The sequence below is a fragment of the Snodgrassella alvi genome (assembly GCF_002777425.1).
GTDB lineage: Bacteria > Pseudomonadota > Gammaproteobacteria > Burkholderiales > Neisseriaceae > Snodgrassella > Snodgrassella alvi_B.
In genome coordinates this window covers 105,017-123,172 of record NZ_MDVC01000002.1, presented here as the reverse complement: position 1 = coordinate 123,172, position 18,156 = coordinate 105,017, and the positions used below count along the sequence as shown (strand labels likewise).

Sequence of the window (18,156 nt, the reverse complement as noted above, 5' to 3'; positions counted from 1 at the left end):
AATTAAGCCTTACTTTTACTGGTAGTGGCGCTATCAGCAATCCAGATATGGCCAATGGACAGCATTTTCAGTTTACGTTTGCGGCCGTACCACAAATTAACAATGGCACGTGAAACCACTACGGATGAGTACATGGAAGTGAGAATACCCAGACAGTGCACCACGGCAAATCCACGGATAGGGCCAGAACCGAATATCAGTAATGCCAGTCCGGCAATCAGTGAGGTGATATTTGAATCCACAATGGTATGCCATGCGTGGTCATAACCAGCATTAATTGATATCTGTGGTGTATTGCCATGGCGTAACTCCTCGCGGATACGCTCGTTAATCAATACGTTCGAGTCAATAGCCATACCCAGTGTAAGGGCAATGGCAGCAATACCAGGGAGTGTCAGGGTAGCCTGCATGGCAGACAGAATGGCAATCAGAAACAGTAGATTGCATGACAGGGCAACTACCGAGAATACACCAAACAGCCGGTAGTAAAGCATCATGAATATGGCTACTACCACAAAACCCCATAGGGTCGAATGGAAGCCTTTGCTGATGTTTTCTTTACCCAGTGATGGACCAATGGTGCGTTCTTCGATAATTTTCATTGGCGCTGCCAGAGAGCCGGCACGCAGCAGCAAGGCGGTATCATTGGCTTCAGCGATATTCATATTGCCGGAAATGATGGTTTTGCCACCCGGAATCGGTTCGTTGATTACTGGTGCTGTAATAACTTCTGCTTTGCCCTGATCGATAAGTACCATGGCCATACGCTTGCCAACATTGTTGCGGGTAAGGTCGGCAAAGATGCTGGCACCAGTACTATCAAAGTTTACGCTTACACCTGGTTGCCCACGATCGTTGAAGCTGGCCTGTGCATCATTGATGTTATCACCAGTAAGCTCCACCTGTTTGCTGACCAGTGTTGGGGCACCATTACCAGCAGATGGCAGCAGTTCAAAGCCGTCTGGAGTATGTCCCTGCAATGCCTGCTGATACTGAATGGGGTTGTCGCTAACCATACGCACTTGCAGGGTGGCCGTACGGCCTATAATGTCTTTGGCTTTAGCTGTGTCCTGAACACCTGGCAGTTGTACCACAATCCGGTTTGGTCCTGCCTGCTGAATAACAGGTTCTGCTACGCCCAGTTCATTAACGCGGTTATGCAGGGTATTGATATTCTGCGTTACTGCATCAGTACGGATTCTGGCCAGAGCAGTATCACTCAGGCTTACAATCAGGCGGTCACCATTCTGGGTAAGTGTAGCATCGTTAAGATATTTTTTTAATCCTGATATGGCTGTAGTGGCATCAGCAGCAGATTGGAATGGTACTACCAGTGTTTGTCCGTTTTTAACAATATTGCCACTGCGGATTTGTAATTTGCGCAGCTGGCGACGAATATCCCCGGCATAGCTGTCGAGCGTTTTGTCTACGGCTGAATTCATATCAACCTGCATAGTGAAATGCACACCTCCGCGTAAGTCCAAACCCAGAAACATAGGCTTGGCGTGAATTTTTTCCATCCATTCCGGAGTATTGGCCAGCAGGTTTAATGCCACGATATAGCCATCGCCAAACTTGGCCGCAATGGCATCACGCGCTTTGAGTTGAGTCTCCGTATCGCTAAAACGCACTTTCAGGCTGCCATCGGTGATGAACATACCCTGATGCTGGATATGGGCAGCAGTCAGTGCCTGTTTTACCGTATTTTCGGTTTGCTCATTTATGGTAATGGCCTGACGGTTGGTAGAGATTTGGACTGCCGGTATCTCGCCAAAAAGATTGGGAATGGTATATAACAGTCCCAGTATGATTGAAACGATGATAAGCAGGTATTTCCACAAAGGATAACGATTCATATTTGCTGCCTTGCTTGCAGACTGTTGTTTTACAATTCAGGTAAAGAAAACAAAGGCCGCAACTGCATAGCTGCGGCAGGGAAACTGATTTATTCTGGTACTTTGCCACTGATGGCATTGCGTTCAAATTCAACTTCTACTTTCGGGGCAATTTCCAGAGTGAAGTATTGTTCATTAACTTTGGTAATTTTGCCGACAATACCAGCCAAAGTGATCACTTTATCGCCTTTTTTCAGCTCAGTTAGCATCTGCTGATGTTTTTTATGCTTGCTTTGCTGCGGGCGGATTATGAGAAAATAAAATACAACAAGTATTAATAAAAGTGGTAAAAATTGCATGAGGCCACTCTGGGAGCCGGCAGTGTTGGCAGCATAAGCAAAATCAATCATGGGGTTTACTCCGTATGATTCAGGTAAATAACGCTATTAAACCAGCCATTGTAATCGGCAATGATAATTTTATCCAGTTTTGCGCAGCACTATCGGTAAATAAACAGCCTCAGGCCATAATGATTGCTATAGCAAGTTTAATTCTGCCATTGAGGTTGCCTTTTCGGCAGTGATGATGAAATGATCCAGTAAGCGTATTTCCAACAGGTTTAGTGCTGCTTTTATCTGTCTGGTAAACTCGATATCACTTGTAGAAGGCATAGTGGATTGTCCCGGATGATTATGCGCCAGAATGATTGACGCTGCGCAATGATTTAAAGCCACTGCGGCAACTTCGCGGGTGTACACTTTGGCTTCATTGATAGTGCCACGTGCCAGTTCGATGGTATGCATTAGTTCATTGCGCTGATTCAGCAGCAATGCTATGCATACTTCCACTTTTTCATGGCCTATGTGCAGCCGCAGGAAATCTGCTACGGCTTTAGGCTGGGTAAAAACAGGACGGCGTTGGATTTCTTCTGCCAGCATACGCCGGCTAATTTCGCGAATAACGGCAAATTGGGTATAACTAGCCACGCCCATGCCGCGATGCTGACAAAGCTGCTGGCAATCAGCTTCAAGTAGGGCACGCAAGCTACCCATTTTTGAGATGAGCTCACGTGCGAGGTCTACAGCACTCATGCCACGTGTGCCAGTGCGCAGCAAAATGGCGAGTAACTCAGTATCGCTTAAGGCAGCAGCACCCAGTCTGAGAAGCTTTTCCCTTGGGCGATCGTGCTGCGGCCAGTGCTTGATACTCATTATTACGTTTATGTCATTTAAAGACATAATCATAATATAACTTTGTAATAAAATAAATTGGTTTTACTTGGCTTTCTCGCTTCACCACCTGTTTTAAACTCAGATTACATGAAAGAAATCTATTCTGTTTTGCTATGGTAGCGTTCATACGCGTGTTTAAAATGAGTTTGCACTATTTCGTTTGGTTTTTTATCGCATAAGCTAAAAATCACAATGGCGATGGAGGCAAACAAAAAACCGGGAATAAGTGAATACAGATGAAACCAGTTAAAATTGATCCACAGTAATACCGTTACAGTACCGGTTATCATACCGGCTAGTGCACCATTACGTGTCATGCGTGACCAGAATACCGAGAAAATAATAATTGGACCAAATGCCGCACCGAAACCAGCCCAGGCATGGCTCACCAAATCCAGAACGCTATTATTTGGATTAATCGCTAATAAGATAGCAATCACCGATATTAATAACACCATAATCCGTCCAATCCAGACAAGCTCTCTTTGTTTGGCTTGAGGTCTGAAAAAAGCGCGATAAAAATCTTCTGTTAAAGCACTTGAACACACTAATAACTGGCAGCTTAAAGTGCTCATTACAGCAGCTAGAATTGCTGCCAGTACAACACCTGCAACCCACTGATTAAATAGTAATTTTGACAGCTCTATAAAAATGCGTTCATGTTTGCCATTATTAACCAGATAGGCCAGTTCAGGATGATTGGCAAAAAACGCTATTCCAAAAAAACCTACAGTAATAGCACCGGCCAGGCATAAAATCATCCATGTCATACTAATGCGACGTGCATTTTTCATCACTTGATGTGAATCAGCAGCCATAAATCTGGCTAGAATATGCGGTTGTCCAAAATAACCTAATCCCCAACCAAGCAATGAGATTATTGCAATAACATCCACATGAGCAAAGAGGTCTGTATAATCTGGATTAAGGGATTCAATATAGATTATGGCGTCTGAAAAGCCACCAGTATTAATTATTACCATGATAGGCGTTAAAATCAGGGCAAACATCATCAAACTGGCCTGAATGGTATCTGTCCAGCTAACAGCTAAAAAGCCACCGATAAATGTATAAGTAATGGTCGCACCGGCACCTGCTAACATAGCCCAGCCATAACTCATACCAAAGGTACTTTCAAATAATTTAGCACCAGCAACTACCCCTGATGCACAATAAATAGTAAAAAAGATAAGAATGATAACCGCTGAAATGATACGCAGTAACGAGCTGTTATCATCGAAACGGTGAGCAAAATAGTCCGGTAAAGTTAATGAGTTATGATTGATTTCAGTAAAAACACGTAATCGACCGGCAATCAATAACCAGTTTAAATAAGCACCAGTTATCAAACCGATGGCAATCCAGCTTTGTGAAATACCAAACAAAAATACAGCACCCGGTAATCCCATGAGCAGCCAGCCACTCATATCAGAGGCTCCAGCAGAAAGTGCGGTTACCATACTGCCAATACGACGCCCACCCAAAATATAATCACCAAAATTTTGCGTTGATCGATACGCAAAAAAACCGATTACAATCATTCCTAAAATGTACACAGCAAAGGTGACAATCATTGGTAAGGACATATCTCAGAAAAACCCTGTTTATGAAATTAGAAAAATAGTGGGCTAGTTTTATCACAAAAAGCATCATGTCAGAAAGCAGACGATTTATTAAAATCAATCCACTCTACATTAGCTAAGCCGATAAAGATTCAAATAGAACAAAGTAGTATAGGTTACTGCTTCAATAAGCATCTGCACGTATGAATCTCGATAAAAGCCAAATTTAGCCAGCATATAATCAATGTATAAAGTATATAATATTTTATATATACACTGATTATAATTATTGTGTGAAACGGGCAACTCGAATTCAAATATGGGAAGATTAAAAGTTTATATTTAAAATATCCAATGACTAAGCCTATCTGTCAAATCCACATTTGAACTACTTATTGCTACAGTACTTTCGGTTCAAGCCATAAATGTAAATGTTAACAAAACCTACTGCCAACCCGCTGAGCGAATTTTAGCGTTAGAATGGGTAAGTTCTAAAGTTATATTTGCACAATAGGTCTTGATCCTGAAAAACTTTGCATCAATTCAGCAACCCAATGTTGAGAGAAAAACAGAAATTTTGTTTCGAATGCTGATTTTAGTTGGCCAATACCATTATGCGCCTGCTGAAAGCCGAGTATGATTCCACCCGAAATAGGGTTATATAGAAACGTAAAGAGCGCAATATATGGTTTTCTACCATATCTAAAGCTCATGTAAAATCAAAATACCACAAACTGATTTTACTAAATCAATTAATGCGTCGATAAAAGGGCTTATTGGTGATGATTTTTAAATAGGTGCGTTACGTTTTTAACCCCGTGTTTATTGTATTTTAAACATCCTGCTTGGAAGATGGCTTGTATCAATATTCATTGACAATAAATGGGTTATTAAATATTAATCATTGGCTTTGTGAACATAAAAAGCCAGCCTAGCAACGCCAGACTGGCAAACATTTGAAGCAGTGTGGGCAATACCATACTTCGTTTTTGCCAAATTTAGAGAAAATTTTGTTGGAAAGGTTTCATGGTAAAACAAAAAACTCAGTTTCAATGTCGCAGTTGTGGCGGTAATTCACCTAAATGGCAAGGACGTTGTCCGCATTGTGGCGAATGGAATACGCTAGAAGAAACAACAGTTTTACCCACTGCCGCGTCCAATAGCCGCTTTCAGTCATGGGCAGCCGGTCAAACGCAGGTGCAGCTGCTGGCCGACGTGAGTGCGGTTGAAGTACAGCGCACTGCTACCGGTATGGGGGAGCTGGACAGGGTGCTTGGAGGCGGGCTGGTAGAAGGTGCGGTTATCCTGCTGGGCGGAGACCCGGGCATTGGTAAATCTACTTTACTGCTGCAAACAATAGCCCAGATGGCAGAAAAAGAATCGGTATTGTATGTTTCTGGTGAGGAATCGGCACAGCAGGTAGCGTTGCGTGCGCAGCGCTTGGGTGTGCAGGCAGACAGAGTGCATTTGCTGGCAGAAATCAGGGTCGAAGCGATTAGTGCAGCTATTGCGCGGCAGCAGCCAAGAGTGGTGGTGATTGATTCGATTCAAACCATGTATTCAGACAGTATTACTTCTGCACCCGGTTCAGTATCACAAGTACGCGAATGTGCTGCCCAGTTAACCCGCCTGGCCAAACAGCAGGGCATCAGTATGTTACTGGTTGGACATGTAACTAAAGACGGAGCAATTGCCGGACCACGCGTTCTGGAGCATATGGTAGATACAGTGTTGTATTTTGAAGGGGAAACCCACTCAAATTACCGCATGATTCGGGCAATTAAAAACCGTTTTGGCGCCGCCAATGAGCTGGGTGTTTTTGCGATGACGGAAAAAGGGCTAAAAGGGGTGTCTAATCCCTCGGCACTGTTTTTATCCAGCTACCGTGATGACGTACCCGGCTCCTGCGTGCTGGTAACACAGGAAGGTTCGCGTCCGCTACTGGTAGAAATTCAGGCATTGGTTGATGATGCACATGGCTTTGCGCCCAAGCGATTAACCGTGGGGCTGGCACAGGAACGTCTGGCCATGTTGCTGGCTGTGCTGAACCGCCATGCTGGTATTGCCTGCTACGATCAGGATGTATTTTTGAATGCCGTCGGTGGTGTAAAGATTACGGAACCGGCTGCCGATTTGGCTGTTATTCTGGCCATGTTGTCCAGTTATCGTAACCGCCCCTTGCCGGAAAAGCTGATTGTATTTGGTGAGGTTGGTTTATCTGGTGAAATTCGCCCCGTACCACGCGGACAGGAACGGCTACGCGAGGCAGAAAAGCTCGGATTCACGCATGCCATTGTTCCGGCGGCCAACTGTCCGAAACGGGTAGCTGATTTTCCAGGTTTGACTATTATCGGGGTAAACTCGGTTCAGGAAGGTGTAGACGCTACTCGCCGCGAGTAATTTTATTTGCCTGAACCTAATTAAAAGGATAGGCTTAAAACTGTGGTATTACTTTTTGTGCTATTGCCTAATATAAAATTCTGGAGATGAAGATATGTCACAACCAATTAAGCTAGTTGCCATGATGGAGCTAAAAACCGATGCATGGCCGAATATTGCGGCAGTAGTTGAGCAGTGTGTGACTCTGTCCCATCAAGAACCGGGCAATATGTCTTATACAGTTAACAAGGACTTGGATAAGGCTGATCGCATTGTATTTATAGAATGCTGGGCTAATGAAGCTGCGATTGATGAGCATAATAATACCGCCCATTTTCAAAATCTGATTAAAACTGTTGAGCCATATTTGCGTGAACCTATGCAATTATTAAAATTAGGTGAAATTACTACCTTTTAAGCCAGCTAAATCTGTATTCTGCCCGGTAATCAGGGATAATACGGGCAGAATTTGTGATTTTGACAAACTGTTTTTGTCGGATTAATTAATTGGTGTTTTCAGACAGTAGTTAATATTCAGGCTTGAACTATATTTTGGTAACATATGATGAAAACCATTCAAATTGAAGGGCAGCAAGCTGCTTTAGGCAATATTTTTTGTATCGGACGAAATTATTCAGAACATGTGAAAGAATTGCATAATGCCAAATCTGACGAACCGGTTGTATTTCTGAAACCAACTTCTTCTCTGGCTCAGGCTGGCGATAATATAAAACTGCCGGCTTATAGCCGGGATGTACATCACGAGTGTGAGCTGGTCATTTACATTAAAGAAAATGCTATTGATGTAGACGAAGACAAGGCACTTAACTATGTAGGCGGTTATGCCATTGGTTTGGATTTAACTGCTCGTGATGTGCAGACAGAACTAAAAGGTAAAGGGCTGCCATGGGAGAAGGCCAAAGGATTTCCTACCGCTGCGTGTGTTTCACACTTTATTACCCCAGATAAGGTCAACGATATCCAGACGCAGGATTTTTGCCTGAAAGTTAATGGGGAAATACGACAGCAGGGCAATAGTCGCGACATGATGTTCTCCTGTCGGCAGATTATCAGTTATTTGTCCCGTGTTTATGGTTTGCAGGCTGGTGATATTATTTATACCGGTACACCGGCAGGCGTTGCCGCAATTAAGTCTGGTGATGAGCTGGAATTGATCTGGCCGGAAAAAATTATGCTTAAATTTCAGGTGGCATGAATTTATTCAACCTGATTGATAAAACTCAAGCGCAATTTATCAAAAAAATTGCGCTTGAGTTTTTCGGGACAGGATGGCTTATTAAAGACTATCTGTCCGTAATCCACTGGTGCTGTACTGTGGAATTGACCTTAATCTTTACAGTACCGCTATAATAATGTGCTTTAAAAGCTGAAATCCTATCCATGTCATGTAGACCGTTTTCAGTCCGATTGCCTTTATGGTTAATCCTGTATTTTATTTTGTGGACAGTATTACCATTTGTGCTTTCTGCCAGCTACCCATTAGATGTGCCTGAAGGTATTTATTGGGGGCGTGAATGGCAATGGGGATATTACAAGCATCCACCACTTTCAAGCTGGATACTGTATTCTTTCTATCATATTTTCGGACACATCGGCCCGTATATTTTGAGCCAGTGTACTATTGCGCTGAGCTTGTGGCTGGCTTATCTGTTTGGACGACGCCTGATGAGTCCGAGCAGGGCATTTGTAGGTGCTCTGTTTTTATTGGCTATCTTTTACTATACGTGGCCTTCACTGGAGTTCAATCATAATATAGCGCAAATGCCAGTATGGCTTGGCTTGGTATACGTATTTTATCTGGCGATCCGAGAAAATCGCTGGCGATACTGGTTGCTGTTTGGTTTGCTGGCTGGCGCTGGTATGTTGGTAAAATATACTGTTGCCGTACTGATTATTACCATGGTACTGTATTCGCTGTGCACACCATACCGCCGCTTATGGTTAACAGCAAAACCATGGCTGGCGATACTGATAGCCTTACTGGTTTTTGCTCCGAACGTGTACTGGCTCATGCAGCATAACTGGTTACCATTGACCTATGCTTCCGCCCGTTCTGCCGAGGATGCCAGCCGCAATGGTCATTTGGCTGCTTTTGGTTATCTGGGAACACAGATAATCAATCATCTGCCCCTTTTACTGATTCTTCTTTTTACCCGTACACGCCTGAGCTTACGCACTCCCGTTCAGATAATGTATCGGTCTGACTGGCATTTTCTGTTATGGATGGGACTGGCTCCTACATCGATACTGGCTTGTGCCGGACTGATTTTCGGACTTGGTTTGCGGGATATGTGGGGTATGCCGATGTGGGGGTTATCTGGACTGATAATAGTTGCTCTCATCCCTGAACAGGTATTCACCAATAAAATTGACTCCTTGCTAAAAGGCACAGGCATCTGGGCATTAATCGTCACCATATTAATGGCTACTTATGTAGAATTTGGTGCCCGTATACGCCATAAACCTTCACGCATGGACTGGCCACAGGTTGCACTGGCCACACAGGCTGATAAACAATGGCAAATGCTTTCTTCATGTAAACTGGACAGTATGACTGGTTCAGACTGGGTAGTGCTATTGGTTGCTTCCTATTCAAAATTTGCCCCATCGGTAATGGTGTCGGGCGATGCTGCCTATTCACCTTGGATGAGTGATAATCGTTTGCAGCAGCATGGCACACTGGCATTATGGCCAGCCAACGAGCGGCCGCAAGTGCCATGGTTACAGCCTTTAGCTCACCAGCCTGATTTGATCATGAAACGAGGGGAGTGGACAATCGCATGGAATAAATTGCCTGATCGTGAACCGCTTAAAGTAGTCTGGCAGGCTTATATTCCAAAAAAATGTTTGAAGTAACAATGTGCTTACTTATTGCAAAAATGAAATCGGGTATTATCTATAAAATGCCTGGGTTATCTCAATCTGCCAGTCGTCTGTAAGGTAAATTATATGGATAAAAATATCATTGGTTTGAGCATTATTCTACCAATATATAATGATGCGGCCGCAGTAGGCCGTTTTTTGCCGGAATTATTTACTTTTACCAGCCGGCAGGAAAAATCTTGTGAAATTATTCTGGTTGATGATGGCAGTACAGATCATTTGACCGCTACGTATGAGCAGCTCAGGCAACAACTACCGGCCAACACTGCCTTGCGATTGGTGCAGTTTTCACGCAATTTCGGGAAAGAAGCAGCACTGACTGCCGGACTGGAGCAATCGCAGGGTGAGCTGGTTACTATGATGGATGCTGATGGCCAGCATCCTGTATTAGTACTTGAGCAAATGCTGACTTTGATGCATACCAATAATGTAGATGTGGTAGCAGCAGTACAGGCCTCGCGCGAACACGAAGGGTTATTAATCCGAACATTGAAAAATAGTTTTTACCATTTTATGCAGGATACGCATCGCTATGAGCTTACCCCTAATGCCGGTGACTTTCGTCTGATGAAGCGCAGAGTGGTACAAGCTCTGCTTCAGTTACCTGAGCGACAGCGTTTTATGAAAGGGCTGTATGCATGGGTTGGTTTTTCTACCATTTACATCCCATTTCAGGCATCTTTACGCCAGACTGGCAAAAGTAAATTTAACTATTTTAGCCTGTTTGAATTAGCCCTGATAGGTATTACATCATTTTCACAACGGCCGTTACGCTGGATTTCTCGGATGGGACTGATTATTTCCCTGCTGGCACTAATCTATGGCTTGTGTATTGTGGCTGATACCTTATTTTTTGGCAAAGACCTTGCCGGCTGGCCGACTTTGGCCGCTGGAATTATGTTTTCTGCCGGAATTCAGCTGGTTTGTCTTGGTGTGATTGGCGAGTATATTGGCCGTATTTATGAAGAAGTAAAACAGCGGCCGCTTTATCTGGTGGATAAAGTATGGGACAGCCGCGAACCAAAATGAAAATCGCTTCCAGACAGGGAGGCTGGTTTGCTCTGGTAGGAGGAGCTGCTGCTGCTATGCATTTTTTCTGTTTGTTACTACTGGTACAGTATGCTCAGCTTGTGCCTGTTTTAGCTAATCCATTGGCTTTCCTGTGTGCTTTTGTTATCAGCTTTATGGGACATTATCACCTTACCTTTAGCCAGACGCATTATTCGTGGTTTCAGGCTCTTTGGCGCTGGTTTTGCAGTGCCGTGGTAGGTTTTGGGCTTAATCAGATTTTATTCATGGCTGGCATAAAATGGTTTGGCAATCAGGCTTACTGGTGGTTATGGATCATTGTTACCATAATAGTGACGGTTTTATCTTTTATTCTGGGTAAATTCTGGGCCTTCAATGAGAAAGTAAGCCATGAAGCCAGTAATGATTAATGTAGATGATTTAGGTTTGTCGGCAGCCGTAAACGAAGCTGTAGTGCGGTTGGCGCAAATGAGACGCATACAGGCCAGTAGTTTCATGAGCCTGGGTACAATTGCAGCAGATGAAGTAGCTGAACTGAAAAAACAGCATATCGATATTGGTTTGCATTTTGATTTAACTGGTTTTGCAGGTTTGGGCAGCCTGAAACAGGTTTTAATCAAATCTTACTTACATGCATGGCCAAAAACAATTTTGCAGGATGTGATTAATCGCCAACTTGATGCCTTTGAAGAAAAAATCGGGTATAAACCGGTTTTTATAGATGGACATCAGCACGTTCATCAGTTTCCGCAGATACGTTCCGTTTTACTAGAGATTATATTACAGCGGTATGGATGTGATGTTGCAGTACGCAGCACTAAAAGCACACAGCACGATATCAAAGCAGGAATAATTCATGCTCTTGGCGGCTATCAGCTAGATAAATCATTAGAACAAGCACACATCACACATAATTGTGCTTTCGCAGGTATTTACAACTTCGATGCGGATGTCAAAATCTTACAGGCCAAATGGACAGAATGGCTTGGCAGTGCTTCAAAACAGGGTTTGTTGATTATGTGTCATCCCGCGGTTCCGTCAGTGAGTTGGAATGATGAAATTAAAAGTGCGCGTGAATATGAATGGCAATGGTTGCAAAGTGAAGCGTTTATCCAGTGCTGGCAGCAGCACCATTGCCATGCAGTTAACTGGCAAGACCTTCGACAGGGAAATCATTGTCGCTAAGCAGTAATCCATTGATAAATAATTCCAGCCATTTTGACTATTATTTACAGTATACTTGTGGTTTTTAGCCGTTGGCATGAAAAATTCAGTCAGCACGTTCATGATTTATCAAGTACACTATCTGTATTGCATTGCAACTACATCATCTGGAATCAAATTGCACTGGATATTCTAAGGGTCGTTATGATCATATTTGAAAATATAAAAAAAACTTATATCAAAAATAAACAGCAAGTACATGCCTTGAATGATATTAATCTCACTGTTGATACGGGTGATATCTTCGGGCTGATTGGTTGGAGTGGCGCAGGTAAGAGCAGCTTAATCCGTCTGGTAAACCAGCTAGAAAAACCTACAACTGGCACAGTGTGTGTAGATGGAGTTGACTTAAACAAACTGGATGCTACAGCACAACGCGCGCACAAGAAAAAGATTGGTATGATTTTCCAGCATTTTAATTTGCTGGAATCCAAAACAGTAGCCCAGAATATAGCCATTCCACTGGTTTTGCAGGGCTTAAAACGTGAAGAAATTGATCGTCGGGTTGATGCAATGTTGTCGTATGTTGATTTAGCCGGCAAAAAACACAGCTACCCCGGTCAGTTATCCGGCGGACAAAAGCAGCGTGTCGGAATTGCACGCGCTCTGATTACTGAGCCATCCATATTATTGTGTGATGAAGCAACCTCTGCACTGGATCCGCAAACTACTTTATCAATATTGAAATTATTAAAGCAAATTAATAATGAACGTAATATTACTATATTACTGGTTACCCATGAAATGGAAGTAATCAGTTCAATTTGTAATAAAGTGGCCGTGATGGAAAAAGGTCAGGTAATCGAGCAGGGTTCAGTATTGGATATTTTTTCAGCACCACAGCAGGAAACAACAAAAAAATTTGTCAGCACTGTAATCAATGCTGAAATACCCGAAGCTGTACTGGATAGTCTGGTTGAACAAGACAATATCTTCCGCCTAGAATTTCTGGGCGATTCAGCCAGAGAGCCAGTAGTAAACGAGTTGATTTTAAAACAGCTGGTGGAAATCAATATACTTTTTGCCAATATGCGTGAAATAGGTGGTGTTGTGCTGGGAAGTATGTTTATTCAAATGAACGGTACTGAAATAAATGTAGAACAGGCAGTGGCATTTTTACAAACAAAAGGCGTTCGGGTTGAAAGAGGTGGTGTATGAATCAATGGTTTGAAACCTCATTAACTGCTGACCAGTTTGGTACAGCATTATTGCAAACCTTCAACATGGTTAGCATTTCATTTGTTCTGGGTTCAATATTAGGTACAGCTCTGGGCGTATTATTATTGCTTACCCGTCAGGGAGGCGTGTGGCCAAAGCCAATATTGTATAACTTGTTAAATATTATTATTAATATTGTCCGCTCATTACCTTTTATTATTCTGCTGATTTGTGTATTACCGGTTGCCAGCTTGATTATTCATACCTCTATTGGCACCAAAGCAATGATTATCCCCCTGATTATCTTTGTTTCCCCCTACATAGCACGCCTGATAGAAAACTCATTACTGAGTGTGCCTGCCGGGATTATTGAAGCAGCTCAATCAATGGGTGCCACCAATTTCCAGATTATTCGCTATTTTATTTTACCGGAAGCAATGCCTTCTATTCTTCTGGCTTTAACCACAGCACTGATTGGTTTGATTGATGCCACAGCCATGTCTGGTACAGTTGGCGGTGGCGGTATTGGTGATCTGGCGGTTAATTATGGTTACCAGCGGTTTGATTACGTAATTATGATTGCTACTGTCATTGTACTGGTATTGATTGTGCAAATTATCCAGACTTTAGGCAACTGGCTCGCGGCCAAAGCCAAAAAGAATTAAGCTGTAAAAAACGGCTTTGAAAAAAGCCGTTTTTTGTACTTATAAGCTTATAACTTTTTAATCTTTGTTTATAAGCAGCCAATCTTTTAATATCCTGCTGCAATCAGTAGAAAATATCATTTAATCTCAATTTTCTAACTATTGGAAGACTCACTCAAACAATCATAAAGCCAAATGCAAGTGGTTAATCTCTATTCAGAACAGACTAAAAATTTTTGGTTTTTGCAAAATATAGGATTTAAATCTTACTTTAACCGGAGCAGATAGCATGAAGCTGATAAAGGATCTTTTTATTTTAATAATAGCCTGCTTAGCACTGGGGGCCTGCCAGCAGAATAAAAACAATAGCAAACAGATTATTATTGGTACATCGCCCGGGCCCTATAGCCAGCTTTTTCTTGATGCAGTCAAGCCGATTCTGGAAAAACAGGGTTACCAGATTAAACAGATTGATTTTTCTGATTTACTGCAGGCCGATATTGCTTTACAGCAAGGCAGTGTAGATATTAATGTCGATCAGCATACTGCTTATATGCTCGCTTTCAATCAAAACAAAAAAGCCAGTCTGGTGGCTTTGACACACATTCCAACCGTACCTACAGCTATTTATTCTAAACGCCATGATAATTTGCAGGCAATAAAAAAAGGCAGTGCCATCGCCGTACCTAATGACCCGGCAAATGCTGCCCGAGCATATCGTCTGCTAGCGAAAGCAGGCTGGATTACCCTAAAACCCCTAACTAATCCAGGCATGATTTCTAAAAATGATATCAAAACTAATCCTTATCAGTTGAGCATTACAGAACTAGACCCGGGTAATATTCCAAGAACATTGTCTGATTTCGATTACTCAGTGATACCGGGAAGCAGAGCCTATGCAGCCAAAATTAATCCTGATCTTGCCCTTTTGCAGGAAGATATAGTACCTGCATTTGAGCTGGTGGTAGCAGTAAGAGCGGATAATGTACAAAAGTCTTGGGCTCAGGCTGTTAAATCAGCTTATAACTCAGTAGAATTCAAGCAGTATATGCAAACACATAACACCAAGCATTACTGGTACATACCTAAAGAAAGTAACTAAATCAAAACTCAATAATAAAAACTGCCTTTTCAAGGCAGTTTTTAGATTTTTTATAATTACTGTTTAATCAGGCAGCGAAGCGTTTTTCTACTTCACCCCAGTTAACAATTTCCCAGAAATTACTTAAGTAATTTGGACGACTATTACGATAATCAATGTAGTAAGCATGTTCCCATACATCGCATGTTAACAGCGGAGTATTGGTACTGGTAAGTGGAGTGGCAGCATTACTGGTTGATACCAGATCAAGCTCACCATCCGGTGTTTTTACCAACCAGGCCCAGCCTGAACCAAAGGTACCTGCTGCTACTTTATCGAATGCCTCTTTAAAGGCATTAAAGCTGCCCCATTTAGCATTGATTGCCTTGGCTAAAGCGCCGTTTTCTGTCAATGCTACACCATTCGGGGCAAAACCAAACCAGTAAAAAGTATGATTCCAAGCTTGCGCTGCGTTATTAAATAGTCCACCTGAAGATTTTTTTACAATCTCTTCCAGAGGCATGTTTTCAAACTCAGTACCCTTAATCTGGTTATTCATATTGGTGATATAAGTTTGATGATGTTTACCATAGTGGTATTCCATTGTTTCTTTGGAAATGTGTGGTGCCAGAGCATCAAGAGCGTAGGGCAGTACTGGTAATTTATGTTCCATGGTTGAGATTCCTTTTGATTAGGTGGTTTGTTAGTGCTTTGTAGTGTGTTTATGCGTTCAGGCAAATTGGGTTAATTTGCAAATATAAAAAACGTTTAACTCACCTTAAACCATTATATGGTTCATTAATCATTGTAATACACTGCCCTCATCAGCGGCAAATAAACACGCGCTTAATGGTAAAATTAAAAAAGAGGTCATTAAAGTTAAAAGACATGGAAGAAATCAATATAAGCAGTGAAGAGATAAATCAGCTAGCAGTACCTCCACACTCAATGGAAGCAGAACAGTCTGTTCTGGGTGGTCTGATGCTGGAAAACAGCGCTTGGGACAGGATTGCAGATTTAATTGATGAAGATGATTTTTATCGTCATGAGCATCGACTCATATTCAGGGGAATCAAAACTTTAGTTGAACTGTCGCGTCCAGCTGACGTAATTACAGTACAGGAAGAATTGCAACGGCGTGAAGAGCTTGAACCAGCAGGTGGGCTGGAGTATCTTATCACGCTGGCTCAGAACACACCTTCAGCCGCAAACATCCGCCGTTATGGGGAAATTGTGCGCGAACGCTCCATTATGCGTCAGCTAGCACAGGTCGGCACACAAATTGCCCGCTCAGCTTATAGCCCTCAAGGTAAAGACGCAGCGCAGATGCTGGATGAGGCAGAAAATAGTGTATTCCAGATTGCCGAATCAACAGCACGTTCAAAACAGGGTTTTTTAAGTATGCCCGTGCTGTTGAAAGAAGTGGTAACCCGAATTGATTATTTGTATTCCCGTGACAACAAAAATGATGTTACGGGCGTATCAACCGGATTTATAGATCTGGATAAAATGACATCCGGCCTGCAACCTGGCGATCTGATCATTGTTGCCGGTCGTCCTTCTATGGGTAAAACCGCTTTTTCCCTGAATATTGCTGAACATGTGGCCATTTCAGAAAAATTACCAGTAGCTGTATTTTCAATGGAAATGGGTGGAGCACAGCTGGTACTACGTATGTTGGGTTCAGTAGGCCGGGTTGATCAAAGTGTACTCAAAACAGGACAGTTGCAGGATGAACATTGGGGCAAGCTGAATGATGCTGTAGTTAAACTGACTGATGCACCAATGTTTATTGATGAGACTCCTGGATTAACCGCCCTAGAAGTACGTGCACGCGCACGGCGGCTGGCTCGGCAGCAGGGTGGTAAACTTGGTCTGATTGTGCTTGATTACTTACAGTTAATGTCTGGTTCGGGTCGTTCGGATAACCGCGCTTCAGAACTGGGTGAAATTTCCCGTTCTTTAAAATCATTAGCCAAAGAGTTACAGGTTCCTATCATTGCCTTGTCACAGTTATCCCGCACAGTAGAGCAAAGAACGGATAAACGGCCAATGATGTCGGATTTGCGTGAATCTGGCGCAATTGAACAGGATGCAGACCTGATTATGTTTATGTATCGAGATGAATATTATCATCCCGATAGTCAGTTCAAGGGTTTAGCAGAATGTATCATCGGCAAACACCGAAACGGACCAACCGGAAAAGTACACCTAACCTTTCAGGGTCAATTTACCAAATTTGATAATGCAGCTATGCCTGATGGGTATTTTGATGATTAATTTTGTTTTTGGCACAAATAATTAGTTCAAAACAGGTGAAATGTTGTAAAATTATCTGAAAATAACTGTATATTAATTTGTGTCTGGAAATTTTAGGATTGAAATTATGGTTTCATCCAAACCAACAAATGCTGGTTTTACCTTGATCGAAATGTTAATTGTTATTGCAATTACAGCCATACTGGCTGCAATTGCTTTACCGGGTATGGAAAGATTGATTGCTTCGCAGCGAAACAGTAATCGAGCGGATCAGATGTTTGCTTTGTTTCAGTTTGCCCGTGCTGAAGCTATTCGTACCAATAAGCCAGTATTAATCTGTCCTACAAAGATCAGAAAAAATACGGCTGCTGATAATGGCTGCGAAAAATTTACTGAGTATAAAGAAGGTAAGGGCTGGCAAGGATTTTTGGCGTTTAATGATGTAAATATGAATGGAAGTTACGAAGCAAATACAGATTCCTCTGTACGAGTTGTTGCTCTGAATCAGAATACTAATGATATTAATAAAATCAAGGTAAAGCTGAGGTGGCAAATCTGCAACACCAATCAAACCACTTGTAGCGACACGATAGTAGGGAATGATGTACTGGGTTTCATGCCGAATGGCCAATTTGGCATTGGTAGTGGGGCAGGTGCTAATGGCTGGATTATTGGGCAGTCGAATGTTGTAATCGACGTTATTGATAGCCACTATGAGAATATAAACCGGCGTATTGTCATTACCCCAAGTGGCAAACCGATCGCATGCTATGGCCAGAGTAGCACCAATAAGACAAATTCTTTCTGTTCGGTGCAGTTACCTTAATTTTGAAACATAGGGAAATTGAT

General features: G+C 42.5%; 17 protein-coding genes. 12 read left to right on the top strand and 5 right to left on the bottom strand.

Translation table 11 applies throughout. From position 1 onward, the window contains the following. Nucleotides 1-2: 2 nt before the first annotated feature. The 4 genes from secD to putP form a co-directional block, all read right to left on the bottom strand. On the bottom strand, nt 3-1,856 hold the full coding sequence (gene secD, locus BGI33_RS01265; protein ID WP_100089572.1) for a protein translocase subunit SecD: 1,854 nt from the start codon (nt 1,854-1,856) through the stop codon (nt 3-5). A gap of 89 nt (nt 1,857-1,945) precedes the next feature. Next, nucleotides 1,946-2,245 (bottom strand): preprotein translocase subunit YajC, encoded by a 300-nt coding sequence (gene yajC, locus BGI33_RS01260; RefSeq protein WP_100089571.1) that lies wholly within the window; start codon nt 2,243-2,245, stop codon nt 1,946-1,948. A gap of 126 nt (nt 2,246-2,371) precedes the next feature. Continuing rightward, on the bottom strand, nt 2,372-3,046 hold the full coding sequence (radC, locus tag BGI33_RS01255) for a RadC family protein (protein ID WP_100089570.1): 675 nt from the start codon (nt 3,044-3,046) through the stop codon (nt 2,372-2,374). Between the two features lie 119 nt (nt 3,047-3,165). Then, nucleotides 3,166-4,653, bottom strand: a complete 1,488-nt coding sequence (putP, locus tag BGI33_RS01250; RefSeq protein ID WP_180296988.1) for a sodium/proline symporter PutP — start codon at nt 4,651-4,653, stop codon at nt 3,166-3,168. Nucleotides 4,654-5,655: 1,002 nt separating this feature from the next. Between putP and radA the strand changes: the two genes are divergently transcribed. From radA to BGI33_RS01200, 10 genes are all read left to right on the top strand, one after another. After that, entirely contained in the window at nt 5,656-7,029 is a 1,374-nt protein-coding gene (gene radA / locus BGI33_RS01245; RefSeq protein WP_100089568.1) for a DNA repair protein RadA, read from the top strand. A 94-nt stretch (nt 7,030-7,123) separates the two neighbouring features. After that, a complete protein-coding gene (locus tag BGI33_RS01240; RefSeq protein ID WP_100089567.1) occupies nt 7,124-7,426 on the top strand; it encodes a putative quinol monooxygenase in 303 nt (100 codons plus the stop codon). Nucleotides 7,427-7,573: 147 nt separating this feature from the next. Next, entirely contained in the window at nt 7,574-8,224 is a 651-nt protein-coding gene (locus tag BGI33_RS01235; RefSeq protein ID WP_100089566.1) for a fumarylacetoacetate hydrolase family protein, read from the top strand. 242 nt (nt 8,225-8,466) lie between these two features. Further along, nucleotides 8,467-9,885 carry a glycosyltransferase family 39 protein gene (locus BGI33_RS01230; RefSeq protein WP_180296987.1) on the top strand — a complete coding sequence of 473 codons (1,419 nt, stop codon included), beginning with the start codon at nt 8,467-8,469 and terminating at the stop codon, nt 9,883-9,885. A 93-nt stretch (nt 9,886-9,978) separates the two neighbouring features. Beyond that, nucleotides 9,979-10,941: a glycosyltransferase family 2 protein gene (locus BGI33_RS01225; protein WP_100089564.1), complete on the top strand. Its 963-nt coding sequence runs from the start codon at nt 9,979-9,981 to the stop codon at nt 10,939-10,941. Continuing rightward, on the top strand, nt 10,938-11,351 hold the full coding sequence (locus tag BGI33_RS01220; protein WP_180296986.1) for a GtrA family protein: 414 nt from the start codon (nt 10,938-10,940) through the stop codon (nt 11,349-11,351). Before BGI33_RS01225 ends, BGI33_RS01220 begins: the two co-directional genes overlap by 4 nt. Then, nucleotides 11,344-12,126, top strand: a complete 783-nt coding sequence (locus BGI33_RS01215; RefSeq protein ID WP_180296985.1) for a ChbG/HpnK family deacetylase — start codon at nt 11,344-11,346, stop codon at nt 12,124-12,126. Before BGI33_RS01220 ends, BGI33_RS01215 begins: the two co-directional genes overlap by 8 nt. A 243-nt stretch (nt 12,127-12,369) precedes the next feature. Continuing rightward, nucleotides 12,370-13,323, top strand: a complete 954-nt coding sequence (locus BGI33_RS01210; protein ID WP_202984291.1) for a methionine ABC transporter ATP-binding protein — start codon at nt 12,370-12,372, stop codon at nt 13,321-13,323. Further along, nucleotides 13,320-13,988 (top strand): methionine ABC transporter permease, encoded by a 669-nt coding sequence (locus BGI33_RS01205; RefSeq protein WP_100089560.1) that lies wholly within the window; start codon nt 13,320-13,322, stop codon nt 13,986-13,988. Before BGI33_RS01210 ends, BGI33_RS01205 begins: the two co-directional genes overlap by 4 nt. A gap of 268 nt (nt 13,989-14,256) precedes the next feature. Then, nucleotides 14,257-15,069: a MetQ/NlpA family ABC transporter substrate-binding protein gene (locus tag BGI33_RS01200; RefSeq protein WP_100089559.1), complete on the top strand. Its 813-nt coding sequence runs from the start codon at nt 14,257-14,259 to the stop codon at nt 15,067-15,069. A gap of 67 nt (nt 15,070-15,136) precedes the next feature. Here the strand turns inward: BGI33_RS01200 and BGI33_RS01195 are convergent, their stop codons facing one another. Further along, complete coding sequence (locus BGI33_RS01195) at nt 15,137-15,721, bottom strand: superoxide dismutase (RefSeq protein WP_100089558.1); 585 nt, start codon at nt 15,719-15,721, stop codon at nt 15,137-15,139. A 215-nt stretch (nt 15,722-15,936) separates the two neighbouring features. Between BGI33_RS01195 and dnaB the strand changes: the two genes are divergently transcribed. Beyond that, nucleotides 15,937-17,328: a replicative DNA helicase gene (gene dnaB, locus BGI33_RS01190; RefSeq protein ID WP_100089557.1), complete on the top strand. Its 1,392-nt coding sequence runs from the start codon at nt 15,937-15,939 to the stop codon at nt 17,326-17,328. A gap of 106 nt (nt 17,329-17,434) precedes the next feature. Continuing rightward, complete coding sequence (locus BGI33_RS13620) at nt 17,435-18,133, top strand: GspH/FimT family pseudopilin (protein ID WP_100089556.1); 699 nt, start codon at nt 17,435-17,437, stop codon at nt 18,131-18,133. Nucleotides 18,134-18,156 lie beyond the last annotated feature (23 nt).